Origin of the sequence: Acinetobacter indicus (assembly GCF_009914475.1) — a bacterium.
GTDB lineage: Bacteria > Pseudomonadota > Gammaproteobacteria > Pseudomonadales > Moraxellaceae > Acinetobacter > Acinetobacter indicus.
Genome location: NZ_CP045198.1, coordinates 164167 through 190977, shown reverse-complemented (window position 1 = coordinate 190977; position 26811 = coordinate 164167). Strand labels below are relative to the sequence as shown.

Here is a 26811-nt window from a genome sequence, read left to right as displayed (position 1 = left end):
TTATGCCTCCGCGACTAGACCGTATTCTGTAGCATCTTCTAGATTTACGCTGACTAATTTTGATGTTCCCGGTTCAGGCATAGTAACACCTAATAAATCGGTTGCCATCGTCATTGCCAGCTTGTTATGTGTGATATATATAAATTGCACCTGTTCGGACAGTTCCTGGACCAGGTTACAGAAACGTCCGACATTGGCATCATCCAGCGGTGCATCGACTTCATCCAGCACACAAAACGGTGCCGGATTTAAACGGAAAATGGCAAAGACCAGTGCCAGTGCGGTCAGTGCTTTTTCTCCACCCGACAACAGCGCCAGTGAGCTGTTGCGTTTACCCGGTGGTCTTGCCATTAGTTTTACACCCGATTGCCAGTCATCTTCAAGACTTAAACTGGCTTCACCACCATTAAACACTTTGGGAAACAGCGCCTGCAGTTCGGTATTAATCTGGTCAAAGGTGGTCATAAACAGCTTGCGCGTTTCCTGATCAATACTTTTCATGGCCGCCTGTAACTGGGCCACGGTTTTTTCCAGATCTTCAATCTGATGGCTCAGTTCGGCATAACGGGCTGAAACTTCTTCATATTCTTCTGAAGCCGCCAGATTCACCGCACCCAATTTATCAAACTGCGCCTGGGCTTTTTCCAGCTGCTGCTGATGGGCCGTTACATCAATGTTCAGCCCCGGAATCAGCTCGCTGTTTAAGGCTTTCAGCTGTTCGGAATAATGCTGCAAGTCAGATTTGGCCGCTTGCCAAGCCAGACGTTTTTCTTCCAGCTGGCTACGCAGTTTTTCATCCTGCTGCTGCTGTTGATGGCGCTGCTCGGTCAGCTGCTGCTGTTTGCTCTGAATCTGGTTCAGTTCCAGCTGCCATTCATTCCAGGTCTGTTGCAGTTTTTCCGTCTGCTGCTGCTGCTCGGCAAACTGGCTGGCCAGTGCCGGCAATTCCAGCTGCACCGGATCGACAAACTTTTTCGCCTGCTCCATTTGCGCTGCAATCTGCTGATGCTGGGTCTTTAAAAAGCCGCCATCTTTTTCCAGCAGTTCCAACTGCTGTGTGGCCTGCACCGATTGGCGTCTTAACAGTTCCAGTTCCTGCTGCTGTTGCTGATACAGCTGCTGCGCCTGCTCCAGCTGTGCCGTTAATTCTTCCAGCTGGAATTGCAGGGTTTTATAGTTTGGCAGCGCCTGTTCCAGCTTGAGACTCAGCGCATGCAGATCAATTTCCAGATCATCTTTTTGCATGGCATCTTCTTCCAGCTGCTCCTCCAGTTGCTGCAGCTGATGCTGTAATTGCTGCTTCTGCACGGCAAAGGCCTGCGCAGCGCTCTGGATTTTGGCAATCTGTAAATCCAGTGCCTGCAATGCCTGCTGCTGCTGTTTCAGCTGCGCCTGTTGTTCAGTAAGCTGTTGCTGCAACTGCTGGCACTGCTGTTGGCTGATGTTAAAGTCCTGTTCAGCCTGCTGTAACTCGGCCTGTTTCTGGCTCAGTAGCCCATCAATTTCTTCCAGACGGATGCGATGGCTTAAAGCCCCCTGCGCCGATTGTGAGGCTTCATCAAACAGTAAACCAATGACCCAGTCCGGCCCGACCTGATAGCCATCTAGAGTTAGAATGCTCTGCCCGGCCTGTAACTTTGGCTGTAATTGCAATGCCTGTGCCAAATCATCAGCCAGTGCCACCTGTTGCCATAAAGAAGAAGATGGCGATTCAATCCAGTCCGCCAGACAGCTTAAATTTGCCAGCTGAATCGGTGCGTGCTGGGCAGCAGGTTTTAACTGACGCGCCAGACTGTCCTGAAAGTTGTCATCTGCCTCGAGCATCTGCGCATTCAGCCATTTGGCCAGAAACTTCTCAATTAATGCCGCATGCGGTTTGGCAGCATCGTTCAGGGTTAGCACCTGCATTAAGGCGGTGTGCTGTAACTGCTGTTTGGGGCTGTTTTTAATCAGTAGCTGATTCAGGTTTTTCTGCTCGGCCTGGAGCACCTGAATTTCCGATTTCAGTTCAGTACTGCTATTTTTATGCTGATTCAGCAGGCTGTGCGCCTGTTGCAACTGCTGCTGTTGCGCCTGAATCTGCTGCTCCAGCTCGGCCAGCTGCTGGCTTAACTGGGCTTTGTCCTGGCTCAGCTGCTCGACTTCATCTTGCTGGGCCTGACTTTGCAGCGAGCTGCTCTGCTGCTGCAAGGTGTCTTTTTGCTGTTCAATCCGGCTGATATTTTTTAGCAGCTGTTCACTTTGGGCCAGCATTTGCAGTTTTTGCTGCTGCTGTTTTTCCACCTGCGCCTTAATCTGCTCAAACTGCTGCTGCACCTGTTGCTGCTGGGCTTTGAGCTGCTGCACAGCCTGTGCCTGCTCTTGCGTGCTTTGCTCGGCCTGTTGCAGCTGCTCGGTATACTGTTCCTGCTGGCTGAGTACTGTTTCTAGCTGCAGATCAATCAGCTGCAGACGTTCTTTGGTCTGGGCTTTCTGTTCCTGCAACTGAGCCAGCGTACTGCTGTTTTGCTGGACCAGCGACTGTTTCTGCTCCAGAGTCATTTTCAGCTCAGCCAGTTTCTTTTCAGCCTGCTGCCATTCATTCTGTAATGGTGTCGATTGCTGAATCAGACGCTGGAACAGCTCACTGGTATTGCCCAAATCATGTTCCAGCGTGCTCAGTTCGGAACGGGTCAGCTTGAACTGTTCGCCCAGTTCGGTCATCTGCACAGTATATTCCTGCTGCAAACGGCTGCTCTGCTCGCACTGGAACGATAAAATTTCAATTTTGATGCTGCGAATCTGGCTTTCTAAAGTCTTGTACTGCAGCGCAGTTTCCGACTGGCGTTTTAGGGTTTTGAGCTGGCCTTTCAGTTCACTAGCAATATCTTCCAGCCGCGATAAATTCTGGCTGGTATGGTCCAGATGCAGCATAGTTTCACGGCGACGGGCCTGATAACGCGATACCCCGGCCGCTTCTTCAATAAATACCCGCATTTCTTCCGGTTTGGCATCGACCAGACGGTTAATCATGCCCTGTTCGATAATGGCATAGGAGCGTGGCCCCAGACCGGTGCCAAGGAAAATATCGGTAATATCACGGCGCCGGCATTTGGTGCCATTTAAAAAATATTCTGACTTGCCATCGCGGTTGACCTGACGACGCACCGCCAGTTCGGTATAGGCGTTATAAGCGCCACCCAGCTTGCCATAGGTATTGTCAAAGCGCAGTTCGACACTGGCCATGCCCACCGGTTTACGCTTGGCGGTCCCGGTAAAAATCACATCCTGCATGCTGCCGCCACGCAGCTGACGCGCGCTGGATTCACCCATGACCCAGCGAATGGCATCAATCACATTAGACTTGCCACAGCCATTGGGGCCGACCACGGCCGTCCGGTTGGCTTTAAAATGTAAGGTGGTACTATCGGCAAAAGATTTAAAGCCGGAAAGTTTTAAGCTGCTTAAACGCATAATGTCCCGATCAACGGCGTGAGCGGCGTGCCCAGGCCAGTTCAATTTGTTTCATACGGGTCAGAGATTCCAACACAAGATTGCGCAAGTGTCGACAAAAATCATCCATAAATAAAGAGGCTTGTTGTGATTTTCGGATTAAAATTGCATCAATTACCAGTTTAAATAGATCAAACGATTCCTGTAACTCCCGACGTGACGTATTCAGGGTTAAAAAATAGCTGCGCCGTAACGACGGCAGCAACTCTTGATAGAATTTCATCAGGTACAGATTGGCCACCATATCCTGCTGCTGGGCCAGGGTTTGGAAAATTAGGTCATAAAATTTTTCGGTATGACCCTGCCGGTATTCGGCCTCAATCTGCTCCATCAGCTTTTGCAGCTGCTCAATTTCATGATGACGCCAGGTTTCTGCAATGCGCTGTACTATCTGCCCCAGCAGCAGGCTGCAGGTATCAAACAGGGCACGCACCTGCTGGGCCGACATTTCCGACACAATCGCGCCGCGCCGCGGAAAAATTTCAATCAGATGGGTGCGTTCCAACAGCAGCAGTGCCTCACGCACCGAACCGCGACTGACATCCAGCTCTTTGGCAATACGCAGTTCCTGAATGCGCTCGCCCTCTACCAGCTCGCCACTAATAATCTGCTCGCCGATATGTTTTGCAATCTGTTCAGATAGACTGTCTGTTTCTTGTTGTTGCATACTGTTCCTGTGTTATTTTTATACCATGCGCGCAGTTGCAGCGGGTCTTTCTTATTGTCTTTTTTACTGGCTTAGCGACCAAATTTCCATGACATTGTCCGACAATTTTCTGTCGCTATAGCCAATTTTCAACCACACCATCAAGCGCTTAAAAATAAGCGCTAAAGCCCTGGTAAATAAAATACAGACCGACGGTGGTCAACAAACCTGAAAAACATTTTTTTAGCATGGCCGGTGACAAAATATGTGCAACTTTTGCGCCAAGCTTGGCGGTAATAAAGCTCATCACGCTAATGCCAATAAAGGCATATAAATGTACATAGCCCCAGGTATTCGGCACGCTCACCTCAGACTGCTGGCCAAACCAGACAAAACCTAATGCACCAGCAATAGCAATCGGCAAACCGCAGGCCGCCGAAGTGGCAACTGCTTTTTGCATCACCACACCACAACGGTTCAGGAACGGTACGGTTAAGCTGCCGCCGCCAATCCCGAAAATGGCCGAGGCAATCCCAATTCCGCCACCGGCCAGCATTTGCGCACCGGTTGAAGGCAACTGACGTGAAGGATCAACCGGGGTATTTGAACCGCGGAACATGCGATAGGCCACCCACACCGCAAAGAACCCGATTACCAGCTGCAAGCCCTGCCCCGACATTAAATCGGCAATCCCGGCGCCAAAAAATGCACCCAGAATTAGGCCGGGTGCCAAATTGCGAAACACATTCCACATCACCGCACCTTTTTTATGGTGCGCCGTGACCGAACTGATGGAAGTTACGATAATGGTCGCCAGTGAAGTCCCGACCGCCATATGCATAATCACGCTAGGATCATAATTCAGCTGGGTAAATACAATGTACAAAATTGGCACAATAATTAAGCCACCGCCCACCCCGAACAGACCCGCAGCAAATCCGGCAATTGCGCCAATCAGTAAATATATGATTAACTCCATAAATTATATTCCACTATTCTCAGATTCATATGGATGTAGAGACTCGACAGTTACAACAACAGCTCAGCGAAGCCGGACAGCTTCCTGAAGTCCTCATTTTAAAACCTGTGACTACATCAACCAATGATGATGTACGCGAGATTGCTCAAAAAGGAATACAGAGCGTTCTGGTCTGTAGCGCCCGACAAACACAAGGCAGAGGACAACGCCAACGGCAATGGGTGTCCCCAGAAGGAAACGTCTATTTAAGCACATTGCTAAATTTACGAACACCCGTAGATGGCCGTTTAGCCCTGGAAATTGCCTTAAATATTTTGCAGATGCCCAGCCTGCGCCAGCTGAACCTGCAGGTAAAATGGCCGAATGATTTATATAGCCCGCAAGGCAAATGGGGCGGTATTCTGATTGAGCCCCTATCGACCCAGCAGGTCATTGTCGGGGTGGGGATTAATCTGGCGCCAATTCCGGCCGAGCAGATTGATCAGCACGCCACTTCCCTGGCCGAATTGGGCCTAAATGATATTTCCCGAATTCAGCTGATTGCCGAGCTGTATCTGGCCATTCAGCAGGCACAAGAATGGTTTAACCATAACAGCTATCAACTGGCCTCACGTTTTAATCATCATGCCGCCTTCCAGCAGCAGCCGGTAGAATTTGAACATCATGGCGGTGTGGCTCAGGGGCTGTTTTTAGGCATTCAGGATGATGGCGCAATTCAGATTGAAACCGCCTCTGGCGTTGAAGTGTTTTATCAGGGCCGTTTACGCCCGCAAATGCCGGGACAGTGAGCGCAGCACATGAAAAATTTATGGTTAGATATTGGCAATACCCGGCTCAAATACTGGATTACCGAACATCAGCAGATTGTAGAACATGCCGCTGAACTGCATCTGCAATCTCCGGCCGATTTACTGCTGGGCCTGATCCAGCATTTTAAAAGCCTGAACCTGACCCATGTCGGGGTATCTTCGGTACAGGACCAGAAAAACAATGAACGGATTCAGCAAATTTTAAAATTCCTGAATATTCCCGTGATTTTTGCGCGGGTACAGGCTGAATATGCCGGCCTGAGCTGTGGCTATGATATTCAGCAGCTGGGGATTGACCGCTGGTTACAGGTACTGGCCGTAGCTGAAGCCGACAAAGATTTATGTGTGATTAGCTGCGGTACCGCGTTGACCATTGATCTGACCCAAGGCCATCAGCATCTGGGAGGTTATATTCTGCCCAACCTATATTTGCAGCGTGATTCGTTAATTCAGCACACCAAAGGCATCCGGATTCCGGAAGCAGCCTTTGATGACCTAAGCCCCGGCACCAATACCCTGGATGCCGTACATCATGGCATTTTACTGGGGCTGCTCAGCAGTATTGAATATGTCATGCAGCAATCCCCGCGGCAACTAGTGCTGACTGGGGGTGATGCGCCGCTGTTTGCCAAATTCCTGCAACATTACCAACCACTAGTGGAGCAGGACTTATTGCTGAAAGGTTTGCAGCGCTATATCCAGCATTACTCCACAGCAAATGAGTCTACACCGCTTATTCCACAATAATATGAGGCAGAATTGCCTGCCAGACTTCCACCAGTTCGGTACAGCCTTGAGAGTCAATAAAATGTCCTTGATGCTGTGCCTCAATGGCTTTGGCATCCAGGCTACGTGCCTGCTCCAGACTAAATTTTGGCAGCACCCGGTCATCGCCAGCTGAGTAAATCACCACCCGATGCGCAATCTGGCGTTTTAGCAAGTCAAAATCAATTTTACAGGCATCAATAAAAGGATTGACCTCGTCCAGCCGGCCCAAACGGCCATTAAAGCCGGCCACCAGCACCACCTGTTTAATTTTCTGGGTTTTCAGTTTCTTGGTCAGAAAGTGCAAAGTGACAATACAGCCCAGACTATGGGCAATGAAAATGGTATTTTCGTCAATCTCATCGATCTGCTCATCCATTTGCCGCTTCCACACTTCCAGAGTTGGCGTTGGCGATGGATCGAGTCTTAACACTTTCAGACTGGCTTTTTGCTGGTCGGCATATTCCTGAATCCAGGGAAACCAGTTTTCATCCGGACTGGCGGTATAACCATGTACCACATAAATTTGTGCCATTGTTGTGCTCGCTGTTCGTTCCTGATGCACATCAGTGTGCCCGAAACAGCGCGGCTTTCGGGTAAGCGTCTGTTGGGTTTTCTTAAAGATCACCGCAGCACGTTCGCTTGAATGACTTAAAAATGGAGAGCAACAAAAAGGCGCACCCGGCGCCTTGTTGTTTTGAATCCCTTATTTTTTCGGTTCTTTACCACCGAACAGCGGACCCATACCGCCACCACCGCCAAACTGCTTTTGCAGATTGCCCAATGATTTCATCATTTTTGCCATACCTGATGGATTGGCAAATTTCTTCATCATTTTGGCCATTTGCGCATGCTGTTTAATCAGTTTATTGACTTCAGACACATCCATACCACAACCGGCCGCAATACGTTTTTTACGGCTTGGGTTCATCAGGTCCGGATTACGGCGTTCTTTGACGGTCATCGACTGGATGATGGCTTCCATCTTTTTCACCTGCTTCTCTGGGTTCGCCTGTGCAATCGCATCCTGAATACCAGAGTTACTCATGCCCGGCAGCTTGTCCAGGAAGCCCATCATACCGCCCATTTTATTCATTTGCTCAAACTGCATCAGCATGTCTTCAAAGTTGAAGCTGCCGCCTTTTTGCAGTTTTTTCGCCATTTTTTCGGCTTTTTCTTTGTCGATTTTGCGTTCAACTTCTTCGACCAGAGAAAGCACATCACCCATGCCCAGAATACGCTGTGCCACACGTTCCGGATGGAATGGCTCGAGGGCATCGAGTTTTTCACCCATCCCCAGGAATTTGATTGGCTTGCCAGTAATGGCACGCACCGACAGCGCCGCACCACCACGCGCATCACCATCCGTTTTGGTGAGAATGACACCGGTTAATGGCAAGGCATCATTAAAGGCTTTGGCAGTATTGGCCGCATCCTGACCGGTCATGGCATCAACCACGAACAGGGTTTCAGTCGGGTTAATCGCTGCATGCAGCGCTTTAATTTCGTCCATCATGTCATCATCGACATGCAGACGACCGGCGGTATCGACAATTAACACATCGGCAAACTGGATTTTTGCCTGCTCAATGGCACGATTGGCAATATCAATCGGGCGTTCATTGGCATTCGATTCCAGGAAAATCGCACCGACATCCCCGGCCACTGTTTGCAGCTGTTTAATTGCCGCTGGACGATAAACGTCGGCAGACACCATCGCCACTTTTTTCTTTTGACGTTCCTGTAAGAAACGTGCCAGCTTGGCTGCCGTGGTGGTTTTACCCGCACCCTGCAAACCGGCCAGAAGCACCACCACTGGTGGTTTTGCTGCAAGGTCAAGGCTCTCGTTGGCCTCGCCCATCATTTTGGTTAATTCGTCATAAACGATTTTAACGAATGCCTGACCCGGTGATAACTGTGTCATCACTTCCTGACCTAATGCCTCTTCCTTAACTTTCGCGATGAATTCACGAGTTACAGGTAACGCCACATCGGCTTCAAGAAGTGCCATACGTACTTCACGTAACGTATCTTTAATATTGTCTTCGGTTAGCTGCCCTGAGCCAGTAACATTTCTTAAACTCTGCGTGAGTCGTTCTGTTAAGGTATCAAACATTGCAAAATCCGCTTAAAATAGCCATCAGCAAAAAAATGTTTCTTAAAATAGAAAATTTATGCATAAGATGCTATAGGATACTGTAGTTCGCATCGAATTTATATAAATGAATATTCATCATCCTGAAAAAGGTTTGACATGAGCAGTCTCCCCTTGGTTTACACGATTCTGGCATTAATCGCTTATACCACTTCGTTCTGGTATTTATTTATGCATTTAATGTCCAAGCGTGCTCCAAACCATTGGTTTATTGGTATTGTGCTGGGCTTGGGTTTATGTTTGCACGCCGCTGTGCTGTATAACGACATGCTGCTGCCGATGGGCATTAACTATAACGTGTTTAACCTGATGTCCTTTACCTCAGGCTTAATGCTGTTATTAAGTGTACTGTTTAGTACTTACCGGCCGGTGATTGCGCTAAACCTGATTGGGATTCCAGTGGCCGCAACGGGCCTGATTCTGGGGCATTCCTTTAGCGGTTTAAACCTGTTTGTCGAAAACAATTCTTTAGGTCTGGATATTCATATCCTGCTGTCGTTATCGGCCTATGCGGTCTTGCTGATGGCCACCATTCATGCGGTCTTGCTCTGGTTTCAGAACCGGGAGCTGAAAAACAAACAGAAACGCCGGATTTGGGTGAATTTGCTGCCACCGTTTCAAGCCATGGAAGAGCTGCTGTTTGATATGCTGATTGCCGGCTTTATCCTGCTGACGCTGGCATTGGGTTTTGGTTTCCTAACCATTGATAACTTCTTTGCCCAGCACTTAGCGCATAAGACTGCCTTTAGTATTATTTCCTGGTTTATCTATGGCGCGCTGCTGTTGGGCCGTTATAAATTTGGCTGGCGTGGCCAAAAAGCCATTCGCTTTACCATTATTGGCTTCTTCTTGCTGGCGCTTGGCTTTATTGGTTCCAAGTTTGTGTTACAGATGATTTTGGGCAAGTAAGATTCTTTTGTTCAGTTTGCCACATTAAAAGCGTGGAACAGTGATTAAATAATAAGCGTGGAACATGATAAATTATTAAAAAAGCCCAAGTAGCCGTACCTGAGCTTTTCACCACACGATAAGATTATGATTTATATGGAATAAAAAATAGTATTTCGTATAAGGTGTATTATGTTAATTTTAGGAAATATTAAAACTAATTTTCAGACTTATCCCACCAACTTTGAGCTAAATCAGTATTTTTAGGAATACCTATACCATCACGATACATAGCGGAAAGACTTCGCATTGCTTTCTTATTACCTAACTTTGCAGCCTTTTCACGAAGTTCAAAAGCTTTATTAATATTAACTTCTATTCCGCTATCTGCACGAGTATATAGATCAGCTAACTCAACCATTGATTCAGAATGGCCATTTTCTGAGGCTTTCTGAAACCACTTAAAAGCTTTTTGGAAATGTTCTAAAGAATCGTTTTTGTCATCATCTTCCATTAATCTAGCATAGGTAACATATCCATCAGCTAACCAAAACATTGCTGCTACATTTCCATTTTCTGCTGATTTAAGAGCCCAAACTTCAGCTTGATTTTCATCTGAATCAACACCATGACCATATAGATAAATCTCGGCTAATTCTAACTGAGCAGAAGTATCTCCATTTTCTGCTTTCGCTAATAAATCATTAGAAAAAACAGGTTCTGCAAATGTTTCCATTGAAAGGCAAACTCCTAAAGCCATAAAAATATTTGTTAATTTATTCAATTTTTAACCTTTAAGCTAAACTGTTAGGCTTGTATATTTTTATATCATACCTAAAAGAAAACTCTAAAATTAGAGTATGTCTTATCTCTATTTAACATAATGGCGATTATACGAAGTACACTTGTATATTAATATAATTATCAAACACTTAATAAAACCAGAAAAATCTAAAAATGACCGAAAAGCCGATTTTGAAACAAGTCGGCTTTTTTATGATCGTTTTTGATAGTTCTTGCCAATAATCTTGTTTAAAAAGTAATCAATTTTGGCATTTTCCCAATGTTCTCAGCTCTTCCAGGGCGAAAACTATCCCCAATTACTGTGGATGAAATTTAGGCTATTTTGTACGCTTTGGCGCACATTAATCTCGGCCCTTTGCTACTACCTGGAACAGTGGAATTTTCCTATGATCAAGTCATCAGGAACAGGATGTTCCATAACATAAAACAAAAATTATAAGTTATTGCACATGGACCAGAGGGTACAACAACACAATCAGCAACGATGAAAAACCCCGGCAGGATGCCGGGGTTTTTTATTATCTAAACTTCTTAAATTAAAGTTGGATGAGCATCTAAAATACGAATTAAAGTCGCTGCAGGACCAGTCGGATAGCGACGGCCTTGTTCCCAGTTTTGCAGGGTTCTCGCGCTGATATGCAAACGTGCAGCAAATTCAGCCTGGGTTAAGCCTGTTTTCTCACGTACTTCTTTAATATCTGGTAATTCAAGCGCTGTGACTCGGCTTGCTTTTATTTCATTGCGTTTTATGGCACCAGCTTCTTTGATTGAAGCAACCAGGTCATCAAATAAGTTGTTATCCATGAAATTGCTCCTTTACTAATTGACGTAGAATCGAGGTTTCTTTGTCTGTCAGATTATCTTTCACAGACTTTGGATAAGCCACCAGGAAAAAGATCTGATCATCTTCTGTAACCCAATAATAGATCACACGGATACCGCCACTTTTGCCTTTATTGCCCTAAGCACAACGTACTTTACGAATTCCACCACCATTCTTGATTAAGTCGCCCTTATCAGGCTGCACCAAGAGATCTTGCTGGAGCTGACGATACTCTTCATCACTCACAAGCTCTTTGATTTGCTTAGTAAAAATACTGGTTTCAATGAATAACATAGGTTTAAGTACGTCAATGGCGTATAAGAATTTTAGCAGTTTTAGAATAAAAAAACGAGAGCTGTGAACTCTCGTTTCGCATAAGCAAAGGCTTACAAATATAAATATTAGGTATAAAAAACCCGCATGATAGCGAGTAGGTCCTGATATTTCATTCAGACTATAGATTTTATAAAAACTATATTTCTAGATGATTTTAAATATTTTTCCACTTAAGGTACTTTGAAAAAGCATTTCAAAACTAGGTCGAATATCTTCACCATCAACGGTGATATGTTTTATATTCAAATCAGATTGCGTGTTGGCAGACTCATGATCCACTGTGGCTTGAATAGCGTGTTTAACGCCAAACTGGTCTTTTACGCTGAGAGTCTGTTTAAACATATATATTTCCTTAAAAAAATTGCAGTGGAAATCCCACATAAATTATTGATGTTTAAAAATTTATCGCTAAGCAACTTTATGATTTAATTTAAATAGCTGATTTAGAGAAGTGTAAAATGTACGGCCATCCAAATTTAAATCAACTTCTATTCCAGATTCCAGTAGAACTCTTTTACCTACTTCGACTTGTTTTAAACCTTGACGTGTATTTTGCATTTTATGTAGAGGAATTAATGAAACAATAATTTCAGTACCATTTTTAGATTTTGCAATTAAATCATTTACTTTTAACAACTTATATCCTATTTTTTAGAGATTTTTTCAATTTTGAAAACATTTTAAAGCATAAAAAAAGCACTTATGAGTGCTTTTTATTACTGCTTATTATTACTTAGATAGCAACAATATTTACAGCATTCGGTCCTTTTTGACCTTGAGCTACACTGAATTCAACTTGCTGGCCTTCAAATAAGGTCTTGAAACCTGAACTCGCGATTTCGCTGAAATGAGCAAAAACGTCTGGACCTGATTCTTGTTGAATGAAACCAAAACCTTTAGTTTCGTTAAACCACTTAACAGTACCTTTAACAACATTTGAGTTTGACATAATATATCCTACTAATTTTTAATAATTTTTTAGTCATTTTATTGACTGATTAATAACTTTGAAAATAATAAAGAATGAGACTTAAAATCTAAAAAACGAAGGATTATGACTAAAACTGCGATACTTAAGGAAGATTTACCGAAACAAGACTTTTTTCTAGTTAAGTTAAATATACAGTAAAAATAAAAATAATCAAGTTTTTTTGATATAAATATTAATTTTTCTTATAAAATCTATATTTTTTCTTTAAAAATTAATTAAATTCAATAACTTATTTATTATATTATTTAATATTTTCTTTAACATAAAATCTCTTATACGCAATATAACAATAAAGGCTAAGCTTTATCTCACTCCACAATACTTCAAAGACCTTTTCCTAGACATCTTAGTAAAAAAAACGTATAACACCGTTTTTCAAATTAACAGGTGAACGCGTTGAAACTTGTGCTTGCACCCATGGAAGGCTTAACCGATCCGATCATGCGTGATGTCCTCACGTCTGTCGGCAGCTTCGACTGGTGTGTGACTGAGTTTATTCGGGTCACCGACTCAATCCTGCCCGATCATATCTATCACAGCTATTGCCCGGAATTATTGCACGGCGGTAAAACTGTGGCTGGCACTCCGGTACATGTGCAGTTTCTGGGCAACAATCCGGACATGCTGGCCGCCAATGCGGTCAAAGTTGCAGCCATGGGCGCACCAGCGATTGACCTGAACTTTGGTTGTCCGGCCAAAACCGTAAACCGTCATCGTGGCGGTTCGGTTCTGCTAGATGAACCGGAAGTGGTACATGAACTGGTCAAAGCCGTGCGCGATGCCGTGCCGGCACATATTCCGGTTTCTGCCAAAATGCGCTTAGGCTATATGGATCGCAACTTCATGCTGGACAATGCCCATGCCATTGAAGATGCAGGCGCCTCCTGGGTCACGGTCCATGCGCGCACCAAAGCCGATGGTTATACCCCACCAGCCTTTTGGGATCAGCTGGCCCCGATTCGTGAAGCCTTGAAGATTAATGTGATTGCCAATGGGGAAATCTGGACCAATGCCGATGCCAAACAATGCCAGTTAGAATCGGGCTGTGAAGATTTAATGATTGGTCGTGGTGCCGTCACCACCCCTGACCTCACCCAATGTATCCGCCAGAACTCTGATGCACCCTTACTGAGCTGGCAAGATCTGCTTGATTTGCAAATCCGCTTTATTCACGGTCCGGCCAAAACCGAAATTGGTATGCTGGGGCGTTATAAACAATGGCTGGGCATGATGTCAAAGCATTATCCGGAAGCCAAAGCGCTGTGGGATGAGGTTAAACGCATCAAAAAGCTGGATGAAATTATTGCCACCCTGCAAGCCTCGCAACACACAGCACTCTAAACCAAACATTGTCGCGGCTGTTTACAGGGCTTGTCTAACAACTGTTTGATCACTTTTGTGTAATCATCTTGCAAGCCGCAGTTTAAAAACTCCGGCTGATGACATTGCCCTGAAAATTCAGACAATCTTCTACCCGAGTCCGCTGAACCGGCGCCAGTTGCGCCAGATCAAACCAGCGATATTCGGCATGTTCATCGCTTAGCTGAATCTGTGCATCTTCCGGTACATGACAGCGAAAAATAAAAGCATGGGATTGCACCGCTGCATGAAAATACACACCCGACAAATACCCCACCTGCACCTGACAGCCAATTTCTTCCTGACATTCCCGAATTAAGGCCTCGTGGATGGTTTCCCCCATATCCAGCGCGCCACCCGGTAAGCCCCAGGCCTGATCGGCATAGGTAGCTTTAAGTAACAGCACCTGCTGCTGGGCATTACAAATTACCGCATGCGAACTTAAGCGATAAAAATCATGAAAGGCCAACGAACTGCTCTCCCCTAGTTTTAAACGATAACCTAACGGCCAGATGCAAACAGCCGTATGTGGACAAGGATGCAATCATTAGGAATCTGTCACCACGGCCTGACTTAAATCGGCCTGGCCCAAACGCTGGATTTCCTCCAGCTTCTGTTTGCGTAATCGCTCACTGCTTAAGGTCTCCTGTAAATCCAGCGCCAGTGCTTTCAGCAAATCCAGATCTTCTTCAGACATCTGCCGCACCTGCTTGTCCAGAATACATAAGCTGCCTATGGCCAAGCCCTGTTTACTTTGAATTGGCACCCCGGCATAAAAACGGATTTTCTGTCTGGCCAGATGAGAATACTGCCGGAAGCGTGGATCACGCTGAATATCTTCAATAACCAGCGCTTCATTCTGATAAACCAGATGGGTGCAAATCGATTCCTCACGGCGCTGCGCTGCGTGGATCGGCGACTCTACCGCTTCTGCCAGCGGACTGGCCGGAGTATGCACCTGCCCGGCATCGACCAGCGAAATCTGGGCATATTTCACATCAAAGGCCTGCCGCGCTTCTTCAATATACTGGCTGTAAATTGGCAGCAATTCCGACTGCAATAAATCCAGTTCATGCAAAGCTTGTAAACGTTCAGCCTCATTGTCATGCATCAGTGCCGCCGCCGGGTTTTCCCCTTGTGCCATCAGCAGCATATCCATATTCAGCATCAGTTCATTCACACTATTCACCACAGCTTCAGGCTGAAACAGACGCTCAATCTCATCACGCAAATGCGTCGACTGATTGCCCAGCAAAGCAAACACCAGTTTGATCTGCGGTTTTAGTGTACGTATCCGGTGATTCAACAGGCGGATTTGCGCCATCGGTTGCTGATGGAAAATAGTGATACAGATGATGTCGGTCGATTCCGGCACGGCACTCAACACATCCGAGCGCGATTGAATCAAGGCATCGGCATGGCTACAGGCAGCAATCTTTTTCAGGTTCAGGCCATGGGCCAGCATGGCAGAGGCCAGCACATCCACCTCCCAACGTGCCCCCAGACACATGACTTTGGGGTTGTTCAGTTCGGTCTGTAGCGGATATTGCTGCTGAAATTCATGATTAAACCGTTTTAAACCCTGATGCATGCGCAAACGGTGTTCGGCGCTGGCCTCGGTATTATGGACCTGCGAAAACAGGCAAATCGCAGGAATCGCCACTTCATCATAGAAATTATTGATTTTCCGGACCAGCGCTTCTTCATTCGTTTTTTTCGGCAGCTCCTGCTGGATATATGCATTAGCCACATCCAGCGCATCATGTACTTCATCGGCCACCAAACGCTGATAAAAACGTTCGGGCGGTGACAGTACCGGGGCACTGCCAATTAATACTTTGACAAAGCCCAACGCCGGAATATAGTGCGACAGCACCAGCAAACAGGCCGTTAACGGTGTTGATAAAATCAGACCAATTGGTCCCCAGATTAAGGTCCAGAAGGTGGCAGCCAGAATAATTGACAAGGTAGTCAGGCCGGTACTTTCGCCATATAACCACGGCTCAATGATGTTATTACTGATCAGCTCCAGCAGCAGAATCAGGCCCAGCGTCCAGAGGAACATATTCCAGCCTGGATCCACCGCAAAAGCCAGCGTTAACGGGAACGCCGCAGAAATGATCGGGCCGACATAAGGCACAAAGCGCAGCACCACCGCCAGCATGCCCCACATGATGGCCGCAGGCACGCCAATAAACCACAGTCCGGCTGCCATCGGAATGCCATAGGTGACATTGACCAGCAATTGCATGCGCAAATAGGTACCAATGCGCTGGCCGGCTTCATCCAGCACATCGGTACCAATATTCAAATTACCGCCAAGCAGACGCAACAAGCGGTCATGCAGATCTTTACGGCTAATTAAAATCAGCACCACAAATAAAAATACGATACCAATGGTGGCAATCGGGCTTAAAATCTTGCTGCCCCACTCCATGGCGGCATCGGAAGGACTTTGCTCCAGTCCGACCACCTTGACATTCTGCACACCCTTTTCCTGCTCGACCTGATTGATGCCTTCAAACGAGCTTTCCACCGTATCGAAAGTGGTTTTGGCCCCATCCCAGGCACTAGGGCCAGAGGTTAGCGATTTCACCGTATTCAGTTTTTGCTGAATGGTGTCCTGATATTGCGGTAATTCTTGACTTAAATCTTTGAGCTGAAAACCCAGATAACTGCCCAGTCCAGCCAGCACACTAATGGTGAAAATCATGACAATGGCAATCGACGGCAGCTGTGGCAGTCCCCATTTTTTTAGCTGTGACACCAGCGGTTCCAGCAAAAATGCCAGCAAAATAGCCAGTGCCAGCGGAATCAGCACATCCTGACCGAAATACAGCGCCGCAATAATCACCGCGCTAATCACAAAACCGGCCATCACCCGGACAATATTCTGGGTTTCAATATCCCGCTTGACCCAACTGGCGGCAGATTTTTCCGGCTTCCAGTGATGGGGACGCGGCGGCTGCGCTTCTGGCTGGAGCAGACCCGGTTTATTGTTCTGTTTTCGCATGGCTGGGCACATCCTGTTGCTCTTTATTTATTATGTACGAGCTTCGGTTATTTATTTCAAATAGATTCCTGTAAAAAAAACGCCTAATTTCAGCAAGAAACAGCACAGAAGATGAAGATGGGAAAGTATTGAAAGCAGCAAAATGCCACATACACAACTGTGCCATTGCAAGGGGAAAATATTAAGGATGAATGATGGCTTTGCTGTAAATATCCGGGTCCATTTCCAGAATTTCGACACACAGTTGCAACGTCAATTCATTCTGTGTCGGCAGATAATCCTGCAACACCTCCAGCACGGTCCGGGAAATTTCCTGCTTTAGGGCGGTACTACGGCCTTTTAAAATCGAGATTTTGGCATGCACATAGGCCTGTGCGCTTTCATCCAGTCCAATCACATAGTCCTGCTGGCAGATGGCGCGACTTTTAATATCAGAGGCATTACCAAACAGGCCATTCTCGACCAGCGTCCGGTTGATACGACTGAGCAAAGGCTTCATTTCAAGCGCGTGCAGGTGATCTGAATATTCAAGATGGATATGTGGCATCAGCCTTCTCCCGATATGGTGCAGATGTGATCTTAAAAATTCAGGGTTTTACCCTGCTTCAAAGCAAGATAAAACCCAAGAGAAACAGTGCGATTATGCTTTTTTCACATATTCCGATTTCAGTTTAATTGCGCCAATACCATCCACTTTACAGTCAATATCATGACCATCTGATGCTTCTGGCAATAGGCGGATATTTTTAACCTTAGTCCCCACTTTCACCACAGAAGATGACCCTTTAATTTTCAGGTCTTTAATCACAGTCACGGTATCGCCATCAGCCAGTACATTACCATTGGCATCTTTAATGATGGTACCGGCCTCAGCTTCTACCTGCTCCCCTTCTTTCCATTCATGTGCGCATTCAGGACAAATCAGCAAGTCACCATCTTGATAGGTATATTCGGACTGGCATTTTGGGCAATTCGGTAAAGACATAAAAACCTCGAAACGAGCAAAATAAAAAATATAAAGGTCTACTATAACATTTATATTTTTCATCACGTTAAATTCCCTAACCGGTTTAGGGATTAATAACAGTATTTGCGTTATTTACCTTGGTGTTCCAGCAGCTGTTTAAACACCTGCAGATGATTATGCTGTTCGTTTTCGGCTGCGGTTAACAGGGTAATTGGGCCCTTCTGCGCCAGTTGCCGGATTTCCTCCACCGCATCCAAATGCTGCTGCAACTCTTGCCAATAACGTTGCTGAAACTCCGGCCAGTGCTGCTCAATATCTTCATGGAACCATTTACGCAGTTCCGTCGAGGGGGTTAAATCCTTCGGCCACAGGTCAATCTGGGCATCGGCTTTTTTGATCCCGCGCGGCCAGATCCGGTCCAGCAGAATCCGGGTACCGTCCTGCTTGCTTACAGCCTGATAAATACGTTTGGTAGCAATGGGCATGGTTTTACTCATCCGGAATGTCAGGGGTCACCAGCAGGCTGAGTAAATCCAGACATTCCTGCCAGCCCAAATAACAGCCATCGACCGGAATGGCATCGGGCAGATTGTCCTGCTGAATCCAGACTTCGGTTCCGACCGATACCGCCTTAAACTCAATCGTGACCTGAATCAGTCCCGGTAAATCCGGACTATCAAACTCATCCTGATAACGCAGTCGCTGCTCGGGAATCACTTCCAGATACTGCCCGTGAAAACCGTGGCATTTGCCCGTGCTCAAATTACAAAAGGCAATTTTATATTGACCGTTGACCACGGGTTCAAACTGTTCAATCTGCACGGTAAAGCCATGTGGTGCCATCCATTTGACCAGGGCATGCGGATCGACAAAGGCCCGATATACCCGCGATAACGGCGCCTGAAATATACGGTGTAACTGTACGCTGTGTTGCATGACGTCACCTGTTTACAGCGAATAATTTTCAGTCTACGCCTTCTGCCTTGGGCCTGTGTATGACTTTGGTTGAAGCGAGCGTAAAGCAAAAAAGCATGCGCTCCGGCATGCTTTTTTGTACTAGAAAATGGGGTTAAACCGGATAGTTTTCTTCTTCGTCTTCATCATCATAGACATAGGCCATGCAGCCCCAGCCATCATATTCACCCTGGAACTGGTTGGCGATTTTGGTGAACCATTCTTCTAAATCAACAATATCGGCATAGGCCGGTTCCATATAGACATAAATGGTAATAATCCATTCGGTCACACCAGAATCATCATCCTGAAATAAAGAGATTTTTTGTTCTTCATTTAACAGAAATAAGGCACAACGTTCGGCCTGTTCCTGGTCGGTAAAGGCAATTGAATATTCAATTTCATGGGCCTCGTCCAGATCATCACCATCTTCATGCATTTGCCAAAGTACGTTGCCGTTGTCGTCATCTGGAAATTGTTCATAATCGCGTGACATCGTTTTGTCCTTGTTCTGTGTTGTTGTTCTAATAGTCAGCTTACCCTAATTTTGTTGCAGTTCCGAGATAGAGCGCTTAATTTTTTTCTGTTCCATCATCCTGATCTCTATCCAAATCGGCAATCCCCTGTTTTGGGGAGCATTCTAAAAAAACAGCTCAACTGCTTAAAACGGCACCTGTCCATGAATTTCAACCGCGGCACCGCTTAAAGGCTGGGTAAAGGCCAGATAACTGGCATGTAAGGCCATGCGTTTTAAAGGACTGCGTGCAGGCTCCGGATGATACAGCTTATCGCCAGTAATTGGATGGCCGATATACTGCATATGCACGCGTAGCTGGTGTGAACGTCCGGTAATTGGGGTCAGTAATACCCGGCTGATGTCCATCTCGCCATCATAGTCCAGTCCCTGATATAAAGTTTGTGCCGGCTTGCCCAGTTCAAAATGCACCATCTGACGTGGCCGGTTTTCCCAGTCGGTAATTAAGGGCACTTCGACTTTGCCCTCACCGTCGAGTTTGCCCTGTACCAGTGCAATATAGTGCTTGGTCACGGTACGCGCCTGAAACATTTTACTCACTGCTACTTCTGCATCGCGATGTTTGGCAAACATCAGAATACCGGAGGTGGCCATATCTAAACGATGGGTAATTTTGGCCTGTGGATAGCGCGCCAACACGCGTAAATAGGCACTGTCCTGATGCTCCGGCAACCGCCCCGGCACCGACAGCAGACCCGCCGGCTTTTCAATCACCACCAGATCATCATCTTCATAGACCAGGACCAGTGGCTCTTGCGGCGGGCAATATACAAAGTTGTCGTTTAAAGGCATGGCGGTACGGCTTGGGAGTCGAAAGCGGGCAAAATATCAAGCGGCCAATCCGCTGTCAATCTATTGGAGAGGTCTGTATTGAATCTGGAGGATGCTGGAGAGAAACGGCTTTTATTCTCTGGTTTTTCGAGTTTGATTTTTATAGTTTATTGTTCTGGTCATGCAAGGAATTTTTTAGGGTGTCAGGGAAAACTTGCTGTTTACTTCAACTATCATCACGTTGTACGTCATGATCTTATAGCCTATAAACTTCTGATCTATAGCGTCCTAAGCCGAATCGAGACCTTTTGGGTGAGTACTGCACTCGCGTTTTGCGCCGCTGACAGCATGCTACTCTTTTCGATCCCGTCACACCCTTGAGAGATATAGTAGTCAAAGCCTGCCGAAATTGTTTTCCGAAGATCAGCCAATTTAAAATATTTTCAGGAAATTTTCCCAAATAAAGCCTAATCACAAGAAATTTTTATATTTCAGGTTAAATTCTTCATTTTATTTTGCAGAAACTGGCGATTTTAAGAGAATTTATCTAAGTGATTATGATGACTCAGGCAGCGCTTGCATCAGTTGAATTAAATTGCCACAGCCATCTTCCAGCACGGCAATTTTCACATTACCAGCCAGCATCGGTGCTTGAGTAAAAACCACGCCTAGCGCGAGTAAACGCTGATATTCTGCCTCAAGATCGTTGACCTGAAATGAGGTATAAGCAATACCATCTGCCTTGATGGCGGCTTTAAAGGCTTTCGCTGCGGGATGCACATCCGGTTCTAGTAGCAGCTCAACACCATCTGGCTGCTCGGGAGAAACCAGCGTCAACCAGCGATATTCACCCACCGGGACATCCTGTTTTAGCTAAAAATCGAGTATCTGGGTATAAAACTGCAAGGCTTTTTCCTGATCATCGACTATAAAACTGGTGACATAAATTTTCATTGTTCTGCTCGGTAGTTTTTATTTTTTATAGCATAGCTGCTTTCAGTACCCTGTAGGATTCTGACAAATAAGGTTGCGATAACTGAAAGGAAAATGAAGGTGATTTAAACGAATATAGTGAAATAGGAATAACAAAAAGATAAAGAAGAATAGAGATGTTGAAATTTTTATTTTTAAGGGAGCGGGAAATACTTCAACCATTAAAACTTGGTAAGTTCTAACTTTTTGCCTATAAACTTCTGATCTATAGCGTCCTAAGCCGAATCGAGACCTTGTGGGTAAGTACTACACGCACGTGATACGTTACTGGTAGCAATCTACTCTTTTCGATCCCCTTTCACCCTTGAGCAATAGAATAGTCAAAAGCCGGCGGGATTGTTTTCCTAAGCTTCGGCGTTTTTTCATCTTTTTGATAATTTTTCTCACATCAAACGACTTAGATAGAATTTTTTATTTTCAGGCTGCCATAATCATGATTCTTTTTCATGATTCCGTGTTTTTCTGGAATATTCAGGCACAGATTATTCTGCCCGGTTCAGGACATCACAGATCTTTAATCGTGAGAGGTATCGAGCTATTTAAAATAACTGCCCTTGAATGAGCTGGGCGCTAAACCACCAGCCACTTAAGGCCGACATACCACAGAGCAAATTGGCCAAGACTTTATTCAGTTTAGATAAGGTCGATTGATAAATTTTAATATTCAGGATGTAAGCCAGCACGGCATAAACCACCCCAATGGCACCACCAAACAGCACCAGCAGTAACGGCCAGCCCGCCAGCAGATGCGCCTTAATCGGCAATTGAGTATAAGAGTCGGCAGCTTGAGAGTTTGACATGACTTTGCTCCTGATGATTTTTCTTTAAAACCAGCATCCACCCGAAAGTGGATGTGGCGCTCCTAGGAAGCATCATGAAGCAAAAATCAGACCAGTTATTTATTTTAAATACAGCCAGCGGGTATAACGGTTGATATAGGCATTCAGCCCATCACCATATTGGGCCAGCTGTTTCATATTCTCGACATGCTGCACGCCGGCGCTGGTATAGCTATAAGTATAGACCCTGCTATTTTTACGGAACTGAACCCGAATAAACTCATGACCAATTTCATAATTGGCCACGCCAGAGTCATGGTTAAGATCAAGATAATGTTGCAAAGACTGCACCTGGAATATGCTATATATCTTGTTCAATATGGGGATTAATGGCTGATTTTTAAACAGATTCAAGCAATAAACACTCTAGTTTTTATTATTCATTTTCAATAAGATACAACCTTAAATCCAACCAATTTGTATCTCGATTTTGCGTTTTCTTTTTGTAGGGCTTCAACTGTTCTAACACCGCGAAAATTCAGCATTTTTGATTGATCCCATTAAAAAGCCCTATCGTGTGATAGGGCTTTCATTCAAAACAGAGGGTAACTGTTTGAGTGCTGTTGCTTAGGCATTCTTATTGTTAAATTGATTGCCTTGGCATTTGGTACACGGGGGTAAACGGTCTGTACCAATTTCTAAGTAAACGCGATGTCCGCATTGGACACAAAAATAGAAGCCTGTTCCTGGCTTGTCGCCTGCAGTTACCATCTTTGTTCTCCGTATGATTTAGAAATGGTCTATTCAGTATAACCAATCTGTGATGATTGTCTATTGTCCATTTCGACGAGTGATGATGGCGTTTGGGCGAAGGATAAAAAACGCCCCAATGTACATTAGAGCGTTTTTAAACAATTTCAATAACTTTAATCTCCCCCCTAACCCTGAGCCATACATGGCATAAGAAAAAAAGAGAAACTCCCTCCTTTCTTAAAGGAGGGTTGGGGAGGATTCATTTAATAATTAAGCCACATTCTCTTCCAAGAAGTCCTGCGCAAATCGCTGTAACACCCCACCCGCCTCATATACAGACACTTCTTCTTCGGTATCTAAACGGCAGGTTACTGGCACTTCCAGAATCTGGTTTTTACCATCAGCAGTGGAACGCTCAATCACAAGTGTTAAAGTCGAACGTGGCGCGATATTACCAATCACACTATACAATTCTGTACCATCCAAACCTAAAGTCTTACGGTCTGTGCCTGGCTTAAACTCAAGCGGCAATACACCCATCCCAACCAGGTTAGTCCGGTGAATACGCTCAAAACCTTCTGCCACAATCGCTTCAACACCAGCAAGGCGTACACCTTTAGCCGCCCAGTCACGGCTTGAGCCTTGGCCGTAGTCTTTACCGGCAACAATAATCAGCGGCTGTTTACGATTCATGTAGGTTTCAATCGCTTCCCACATCCGCATTACTTCGCCTTCAGGCTCGACACGCGCTTTGGAACCTTGCTTAATGGTACCGTCAGAACGTACCACCATTTCATTAAACAATTTCGGGTTGGCCAGCGTTGCACGTTGTGCCGTCAAGTGATCACCGCGGTGGGTGGCATAGGAGTTAAAATCTTCCTCAGGCAAGCCCATTTTCGCCAGATATTCACCTGCCGCCGAATCCAGAATAATTGCATTCGATGGAGATAAATGATCGGTGGTGATGTTATCGCCCAAAATTGCCAGCGGACGCATATTGGCCAAAGTACGCGGTGCAGCCAGCGCGCCTTCCCAATATGGTGGACGGCGAATATAAGTACTTTGCGGACGCCAGTCATACAGCGGACTTGCCGCCTGCTCGACTTCGCCCAAATCAAACATTGGAATATAGACTTTCTGGAACTGCTCAGGCTTCACCGAGGTTTTCACTAATGCATCAATTTCTTCATCCGATGGCCAGATATCTTTCAGATAAATTGGATTACCGTTCTGGTCGGTGCCCAACGCATCTTTTTCGATGTCAAAACGAATGGTACCGGCAATTGCATAGGCAACCACGAGTGGTGGAGATGCCAGGAAAGCCTGTTTTGCATACGGATGGATACGACCATCGAAGTTACGGTTGCCCGACAGCACCGCAGTCGCATACAGGTCACGGTCAATAATTTCCTGCTGAATCTTTGGATCAAGCGCACCTGACATCCCGTTACAGGTGGTACATGCATAAGCCACAATACCAAAACCGAGTTTTTCTAAGTCTTTCAGTACACCGGCTTCTTCCAAATACAGCGCAGCCGCTTTAGACCCCGGTGCAAATGACGACTTCACCCATGGTTTTCGTACTAAACCAAGTTCATTGGCTTTACGTGCAAGCAAACCTGCTGCAACGGTATTACGTGGGTTTGAGGTATTGGTACATGAGGTAATCGCGGCAATGATGATGGCACCATCTGGCATCAAACCATCGGTACGCTGTTCAACAATACCGGCAATGCCTTTTTCTTTTAAGTCACTTGTGGATACACGTGCATGTGGATTGGATGGCCCTGCAATATTACGGGTTACCGTTGATAAGTCGAAACGCAGCACACGTGGATATTCCGCCTGTGTCATGTCAGATGCCCAAAGCCCAATTTCTTTGGCATAGGTTTCAACCAGTTTGACTTGTTCAGGCTCACGACCGGTCAGGGTTAAATAGTCGATGGTGTTCTGATCAATATAGAACATCGCAGCGGTTGCACCATATTCAGGGGTCATATTGGAGATGGTGGCACGATCACCCACTGACATGCTGTCCGCACCTTCACCAAAGAACTCTAAATAGGCACCGACCACACGCTCTTTACGCAGGAATTCAGTTAACGCCAAGACGATATCTGTTGCAGTAATGCCCGGCTGACGCTGACCAACCAATTCTACCCCAATAATGTCCGGCAGACGCATCCAAGATGCACGACCCAGCATCACGTTTTCAGCTTCAAGACCACCCACACCGACTGAAATCACGCCTAGCGCATCGGTATGCGGGGTATGCGAGTCTGTACCCACGCAGGTATCCGGGAATGCTACGCCATCACGGTTTTGAATTACCGGTGACATTTTTTCCAGGTTAATTTGATGCATGATGCCGTTGCCTGCCGGAATTACATCGACATTTTTAAAGGCTGTTTTGGTCCATTCAATAAAATGGAAACGGTCTTCATTACGACGGTCTTCGACTGCACGGTTTTTCTCAAATGCATCCGGATCAAATCCACCGTATTCCACCGCCAGTGAGTGATCGACAATCAGCTGGGTTGGCACCACCGGATTGACTTTGGATGGATCACCGCCCTGATCGGCAATGGCATCACGCAGACCGGCAAGATCGACCAGTGCCGTTTGCCCCAAAATATCATGACAGACTACACGTGCTGGATACCATGGAAAATCATGCTCCTGCTTGCGTTCAATCAGCTGGCGTAAGGACTGCTCTAAAATGGCTGGATCACAACGACGCACCAACTGCTCGGCCAGCACTTTGGAGGTATAAGGAAGTTTGGCATATGCGCCTGGCTGAATATCTTCAACGGCTTGTCGCACATCATAATATTCTAGCGGGGTGCCTTGCAGCGGTTTACGGTAGTTGTTATTCATAGCGTACCTGCCTTGTTCTGACTTCTTCTTTCAAAGTTTTGTTGTTTAACATTCATGCTGCTTGGCATTGTACGCTGCCCGAAGCCTATTTCCCAAATTTCATATATTTCATAAACTTAAGTTAAAAAAGATACATTTTTGAAAAATTTGGTTACATCTAGTAGAAAATTCTGGCCAGAAATATGATTTTTTTTGAAAAATAGCGCAAAATTAACCTCATTCTTTAGTATTAGATACGGTTTCGAGATTAGAACATGAGTAATCTGACTTTCTCTGCATTCACTTTAAACGGTGTAGATGCGCAAAAATTCTTACAAGGTCAAGTCACGGTAGATGTCGAAAAACTGCCGCAAACCGAAACCCGTTATACTGCAATTTGTAGCCTGAAAGGCCGTATTCTGTTTGGTTTATGGCTGACCAAACAGAATGCTGAACAGTTTGAAATTGTAGTAACAGCCGATCAAGCTGAAGACTTTGCCAAACACATTAAAAAGTTTGGTGCTTTCTCGAAAATGAAACTGGAAGAAGCCGGTCAGGTTTATCCGGTCGTAAACGGTCTAAACACCCAGTTCACAAGTACTGAACAGGATATTCAAGCATGGCAATTAAAGGCGCTTGAAAGTGGTCAGGCCTGGATTCAGGCCAGCACCGCGGAACTGTTCCAGCCACAGGAACTGCGCCTGCATCAGCGTGAAGGCATTCATTATGACAAAGGCTGTTATTTGGGTCAGGAAGTGATTGCCCGTTTATGGTTTAAAGCCAAGCCAAAACACTGGCTGCATCTGATTCAGGGTACAGGCGATGCTCCGGCTATCGCCAGCAAACTGAACAATGATGTAGAAGTAGTGAATAGCCTGGCTATTGATAGCGGTTATCAAGCTTTGGTGGTAGCAAAACCAGATGCCTTAGCCGAGATGGATGTAACGGTTCTGGATTTACCTGAAGCTTTAAGCGGTGATGTGGCGCGGCCGCAAAATTAAGCGTGTCACTAGCAGATCTATGAAAAACAGCCCAAGTGACACGTGTAACTTGGGTTGTTTTTTTATCCGTCAAAAAAACGAGACTGATTTACAAATTGAAGCAATCCTTAAATTCAGGATTTTTTTATTATTGTTCCTACGT

General features: G+C 45.7%; 28 protein-coding genes and 1 pseudogene. 5 read left to right on the top strand and 24 right to left on the bottom strand.

Going from position 1 to position 26811, the window contains the following annotated elements:
* The 3 genes from smc to GA693_RS01375 form a co-directional block, all read right to left on the bottom strand.
* The gene (gene smc / locus GA693_RS01385; RefSeq protein WP_160241559.1) at nucleotides 1-3453 is read right to left on the bottom strand and encodes a chromosome segregation protein SMC; all 3453 of its coding nucleotides are present in this window, start codon (nucleotides 3451-3453) and stop codon (nucleotides 1-3) included.
* 10 nt (nucleotides 3454-3463) lie between these two features.
* Nucleotides 3464-4159, bottom strand: a complete 696-nt coding sequence (locus GA693_RS01380; protein WP_005175922.1) for a GntR family transcriptional regulator — start codon at nucleotides 4157-4159, stop codon at nucleotides 3464-3466.
* A 148-nt stretch (nucleotides 4160-4307) separates the two neighbouring features.
* On the bottom strand, nucleotides 4308-5117 hold the full coding sequence (locus GA693_RS01375; RefSeq protein WP_075167580.1) for a sulfite exporter TauE/SafE family protein: 810 nt from the start codon (nucleotides 5115-5117) through the stop codon (nucleotides 4308-4310).
* Nucleotides 5118-5146: 29 nt separating this feature from the next.
* Here GA693_RS01375 and GA693_RS01370 point away from each other — a divergent pair, with 29 nt between their 5' ends.
* Together GA693_RS01370 and GA693_RS01365 are read left to right on the top strand one after the other, a co-directional pair.
* Nucleotides 5147-5905, top strand: a complete 759-nt coding sequence (locus tag GA693_RS01370; RefSeq protein WP_104489319.1) for a biotin--[acetyl-CoA-carboxylase] ligase — start codon at nucleotides 5147-5149, stop codon at nucleotides 5903-5905.
* 9 nt (nucleotides 5906-5914) lie between these two features.
* Nucleotides 5915-6673, top strand: a complete 759-nt coding sequence (locus GA693_RS01365) for a type III pantothenate kinase (RefSeq protein ID WP_016659855.1) — start codon at nucleotides 5915-5917, stop codon at nucleotides 6671-6673.
* Here the strand turns inward: GA693_RS01365 and GA693_RS01360 are convergent.
* Complete coding sequence (locus tag GA693_RS01360; protein ID WP_160241560.1) at nucleotides 6660-7226, bottom strand: RBBP9/YdeN family alpha/beta hydrolase; 567 nt, start codon at nucleotides 7224-7226, stop codon at nucleotides 6660-6662. The genes GA693_RS01365 and GA693_RS01360 overlap by 14 nt on opposite strands.
* Nucleotides 7227-7397: 171 nt before the next feature.
* On the bottom strand, nucleotides 7398-8807 hold the full coding sequence (ffh, locus tag GA693_RS01355; protein WP_005175901.1) for a signal recognition particle protein: 1410 nt from the start codon (nucleotides 8805-8807) through the stop codon (nucleotides 7398-7400).
* 138 nt (nucleotides 8808-8945) lie between these two features.
* On the opposite strand from ffh, the gene GA693_RS01350 reads away from it, so the two are divergent.
* Nucleotides 8946-9755, top strand: a complete 810-nt coding sequence (locus GA693_RS01350) for a cytochrome C assembly family protein (RefSeq protein WP_016659852.1) — start codon at nucleotides 8946-8948, stop codon at nucleotides 9753-9755.
* A 196-nt stretch (nucleotides 9756-9951) separates the two neighbouring features.
* On the opposite strand, the gene GA693_RS01345 is transcribed toward GA693_RS01350, so the two are convergent.
* The 6 genes and pseudogenes from GA693_RS01345 to GA693_RS01320 form a co-directional block, all read right to left on the bottom strand.
* Nucleotides 9952-10470, bottom strand: coding sequence for a tetratricopeptide repeat protein (locus GA693_RS01345; RefSeq protein ID WP_160243721.1), 519 nt, complete (start codon nucleotides 10468-10470; stop codon nucleotides 9952-9954).
* Between the two features lie 599 nt (nucleotides 10471-11069).
* Nucleotides 11070-11342 (bottom strand): NadS family protein, encoded by a 273-nt coding sequence (gene nadS, locus GA693_RS01340; protein WP_005108769.1) that lies wholly within the window; start codon nucleotides 11340-11342, stop codon nucleotides 11070-11072.
* A pseudogene (locus GA693_RS01335) lies at nucleotides 11335-11655 on the bottom strand (type II toxin-antitoxin system RelE/ParE family toxin). Before GA693_RS01335 ends, nadS begins: the two are co-directional and overlap by 8 nt.
* A 186-nt stretch (nucleotides 11656-11841) precedes the next feature.
* A complete protein-coding gene (locus tag GA693_RS01330; RefSeq protein ID WP_160241561.1) occupies nucleotides 11842-12039 on the bottom strand; it encodes a hypothetical protein in 198 nt (65 codons plus the stop codon).
* 66 nt (nucleotides 12040-12105) lie between these two features.
* Nucleotides 12106-12333, bottom strand: coding sequence for a hypothetical protein (locus GA693_RS01325; protein ID WP_004745640.1), 228 nt, complete (start codon nucleotides 12331-12333; stop codon nucleotides 12106-12108).
* Between the two features lie 97 nt (nucleotides 12334-12430).
* Entirely contained in the window at nucleotides 12431-12646 is a 216-nt protein-coding gene (locus tag GA693_RS01320) for a cold-shock protein (protein WP_000071892.1), read from the bottom strand.
* Between the two features lie 438 nt (nucleotides 12647-13084).
* Here GA693_RS01320 and GA693_RS01315 point away from each other — a divergent pair, with 438 nt between their 5' ends.
* Nucleotides 13085-14029: a tRNA dihydrouridine synthase gene (locus tag GA693_RS01315; RefSeq protein ID WP_180036863.1), complete on the top strand. Its 945-nt coding sequence runs from the start codon at nucleotides 13085-13087 to the stop codon at nucleotides 14027-14029.
* Between the two features lie 82 nt (nucleotides 14030-14111).
* Here GA693_RS01315 and GA693_RS01310 read toward each other — a convergent pair whose 3' ends face one another.
* The 13 genes from GA693_RS01310 to acnD form a co-directional block, all read right to left on the bottom strand.
* The gene (locus GA693_RS01310; RefSeq protein WP_005175886.1) at nucleotides 14112-14516 is read right to left on the bottom strand and encodes an NUDIX hydrolase; all 405 of its coding nucleotides are present in this window, start codon (nucleotides 14514-14516) and stop codon (nucleotides 14112-14114) included.
* A gap of 78 nt (nucleotides 14517-14594) precedes the next feature.
* The gene (locus GA693_RS01305; protein WP_160241562.1) at nucleotides 14595-17060 is read right to left on the bottom strand and encodes an AI-2E family transporter; all 2466 of its coding nucleotides are present in this window, start codon (nucleotides 17058-17060) and stop codon (nucleotides 14595-14597) included.
* Nucleotides 17061-17241: 181 nt separating this feature from the next.
* Nucleotides 17242-17607 carry a 5-carboxymethyl-2-hydroxymuconate Delta-isomerase gene (locus GA693_RS01300; RefSeq protein ID WP_160241563.1) on the bottom strand — a complete coding sequence of 122 codons (366 nt, stop codon included), beginning with the start codon at nucleotides 17605-17607 and terminating at the stop codon, nucleotides 17242-17244.
* Nucleotides 17608-17700: 93 nt separating this feature from the next.
* Nucleotides 17701-18045 carry a zinc ribbon domain-containing protein YjdM gene (locus GA693_RS01295; protein WP_160241564.1) on the bottom strand — a complete coding sequence of 115 codons (345 nt, stop codon included), beginning with the start codon at nucleotides 18043-18045 and terminating at the stop codon, nucleotides 17701-17703.
* 110 nt (nucleotides 18046-18155) lie between these two features.
* On the bottom strand, nucleotides 18156-18512 hold the full coding sequence (locus GA693_RS01290) for a DUF488 domain-containing protein (protein WP_160241565.1): 357 nt from the start codon (nucleotides 18510-18512) through the stop codon (nucleotides 18156-18158).
* Nucleotides 18513-18516: 4 nt separating this feature from the next.
* Nucleotides 18517-18963 (bottom strand): SRPBCC family protein, encoded by a 447-nt coding sequence (locus tag GA693_RS01285; RefSeq protein WP_045796392.1) that lies wholly within the window; start codon nucleotides 18961-18963, stop codon nucleotides 18517-18519.
* 133 nt (nucleotides 18964-19096) lie between these two features.
* Nucleotides 19097-19477, bottom strand: a complete 381-nt coding sequence (locus GA693_RS01280) for a ribonuclease E inhibitor RraB (protein WP_016659844.1) — start codon at nucleotides 19475-19477, stop codon at nucleotides 19097-19099.
* A 165-nt stretch (nucleotides 19478-19642) separates the two neighbouring features.
* Nucleotides 19643-20308 carry a pseudouridine synthase gene (locus GA693_RS01275; RefSeq protein ID WP_160241566.1) on the bottom strand — a complete coding sequence of 222 codons (666 nt, stop codon included), beginning with the start codon at nucleotides 20306-20308 and terminating at the stop codon, nucleotides 19643-19645.
* A gap of 534 nt (nucleotides 20309-20842) precedes the next feature.
* Nucleotides 20843-21142, bottom strand: a complete 300-nt coding sequence (locus tag GA693_RS01270; RefSeq protein ID WP_306669338.1) for a VOC family protein — start codon at nucleotides 21140-21142, stop codon at nucleotides 20843-20845.
* Nucleotides 21143-21819: 677 nt separating this feature from the next.
* On the bottom strand, nucleotides 21820-22080 hold the full coding sequence (locus GA693_RS01265; RefSeq protein ID WP_160241567.1) for a hypothetical protein: 261 nt from the start codon (nucleotides 22078-22080) through the stop codon (nucleotides 21820-21822).
* A gap of 99 nt (nucleotides 22081-22179) precedes the next feature.
* On the bottom strand, nucleotides 22180-22401 hold the full coding sequence (locus GA693_RS01260) for a hypothetical protein (protein ID WP_160241568.1): 222 nt from the start codon (nucleotides 22399-22401) through the stop codon (nucleotides 22180-22182).
* Between the two features lie 285 nt (nucleotides 22402-22686).
* Nucleotides 22687-22830 carry a zinc ribbon-containing protein gene (locus GA693_RS01255; RefSeq protein WP_075167893.1) on the bottom strand — a complete coding sequence of 48 codons (144 nt, stop codon included), beginning with the start codon at nucleotides 22828-22830 and terminating at the stop codon, nucleotides 22687-22689.
* 252 nt (nucleotides 22831-23082) lie between these two features.
* Nucleotides 23083-25689 (bottom strand): Fe/S-dependent 2-methylisocitrate dehydratase AcnD, encoded by a 2607-nt coding sequence (gene acnD / locus GA693_RS01250; RefSeq protein WP_160241569.1) that lies wholly within the window; start codon nucleotides 25687-25689, stop codon nucleotides 23083-23085.
* Between the two features lie 254 nt (nucleotides 25690-25943).
* Between acnD and ygfZ the strand changes: the two genes are divergently transcribed.
* Nucleotides 25944-26669, top strand: coding sequence for a CAF17-like 4Fe-4S cluster assembly/insertion protein YgfZ (gene ygfZ, locus GA693_RS01245; RefSeq protein ID WP_160241570.1), 726 nt, complete (start codon nucleotides 25944-25946; stop codon nucleotides 26667-26669).
* The last annotated feature ends 142 nt before the right edge of the window (nucleotides 26670-26811 follow it).

What these genes read in the sequence shown, in the direction of transcription:
- GA693_RS01300 (WP_160241563.1), bottom strand. Translation starts at nt 17,607, where the DNA reads ATGCCACATATCCATCTTGAATATTCAGATCACCTGCACGCGCTTGAA.
- ffh (WP_005175901.1), bottom strand. Translation starts at nt 8,807, where the DNA reads ATGTTTGATACCTTAACAGAACGACTCACGCAGAGTTTAAGAAATGTT.
- ygfZ (WP_160241570.1), top strand. Translation starts at nt 25,944, where the DNA reads ATGAGTAATCTGACTTTCTCTGCATTCACTTTAAACGGTGTAGATGCG.
- GA693_RS01255 (WP_075167893.1), bottom strand. Translation starts at nt 22,830, where the DNA reads ATGGTAACTGCAGGCGACAAGCCAGGAACAGGCTTCTATTTTTGTGTC.
- GA693_RS01345 (WP_160243721.1), bottom strand. Translation starts at nt 10,470, where the DNA reads ATGGAAACATTTGCAGAACCTGTTTTTTCTAATGATTTATTAGCGAAA.
- GA693_RS01350 (WP_016659852.1), top strand. Translation starts at nt 8,946, where the DNA reads ATGAGCAGTCTCCCCTTGGTTTACACGATTCTGGCATTAATCGCTTAT.
- GA693_RS01370 (WP_104489319.1), top strand. Translation starts at nt 5,147, where the DNA reads ATGGATGTAGAGACTCGACAGTTACAACAACAGCTCAGCGAAGCCGGA.
- GA693_RS01265 (WP_160241567.1), bottom strand. Translation starts at nt 22,080, where the DNA reads ATGTCAAACTCTCAAGCTGCCGACTCTTATACTCAATTGCCGATTAAG.
- GA693_RS01285 (WP_045796392.1), bottom strand. Translation starts at nt 18,963, where the DNA reads ATGCAACACAGCGTACAGTTACACCGTATATTTCAGGCGCCGTTATCG.
- GA693_RS01360 (WP_160241560.1), bottom strand. Translation starts at nt 7,226, where the DNA reads ATGGCACAAATTTATGTGGTACATGGTTATACCGCCAGTCCGGATGAA.
- acnD (WP_160241569.1), bottom strand. Translation starts at nt 25,689, where the DNA reads ATGAATAACAACTACCGTAAACCGCTGCAAGGCACCCCGCTAGAATAT.
- GA693_RS01295 (WP_160241564.1), bottom strand. Translation starts at nt 18,045, where the DNA reads ATGTCTTTACCGAATTGCCCAAAATGCCAGTCCGAATATACCTATCAA.
- GA693_RS01275 (WP_160241566.1), bottom strand. Translation starts at nt 20,308, where the DNA reads ATGCCTTTAAACGACAACTTTGTATATTGCCCGCCGCAAGAGCCACTG.
- GA693_RS01290 (WP_160241565.1), bottom strand. Translation starts at nt 18,512, where the DNA reads ATGCCCATTGCTACCAAACGTATTTATCAGGCTGTAAGCAAGCAGGAC.
- GA693_RS01280 (WP_016659844.1), bottom strand. Translation starts at nt 19,477, where the DNA reads ATGTCACGCGATTATGAACAATTTCCAGATGACGACAACGGCAACGTA.
- nadS (WP_005108769.1), bottom strand. Translation starts at nt 11,342, where the DNA reads ATGGATAACAACTTATTTGATGACCTGGTTGCTTCAATCAAAGAAGCT.
- GA693_RS01380 (WP_005175922.1), bottom strand. Translation starts at nt 4,159, where the DNA reads ATGCAACAACAAGAAACAGACAGTCTATCTGAACAGATTGCAAAACAT.
- GA693_RS01375 (WP_075167580.1), bottom strand. Translation starts at nt 5,117, where the DNA reads ATGGAGTTAATCATATATTTACTGATTGGCGCAATTGCCGGATTTGCT.
- GA693_RS01320 (WP_000071892.1), bottom strand. Translation starts at nt 12,646, where the DNA reads ATGTCAAACTCAAATGTTGTTAAAGGTACTGTTAAGTGGTTTAACGAA.
- GA693_RS01365 (WP_016659855.1), top strand. Translation starts at nt 5,915, where the DNA reads ATGAAAAATTTATGGTTAGATATTGGCAATACCCGGCTCAAATACTGG.
- smc (WP_160241559.1), bottom strand. Translation starts at nt 3,453, where the DNA reads ATGCGTTTAAGCAGCTTAAAACTTTCCGGCTTTAAATCTTTTGCCGAT.
- GA693_RS01330 (WP_160241561.1), bottom strand. Translation starts at nt 12,039, where the DNA reads ATGTTTAAACAGACTCTCAGCGTAAAAGACCAGTTTGGCGTTAAACAC.
- GA693_RS01305 (WP_160241562.1), bottom strand. Translation starts at nt 17,060, where the DNA reads ATGCGAAAACAGAACAATAAACCGGGTCTGCTCCAGCCAGAAGCGCAG.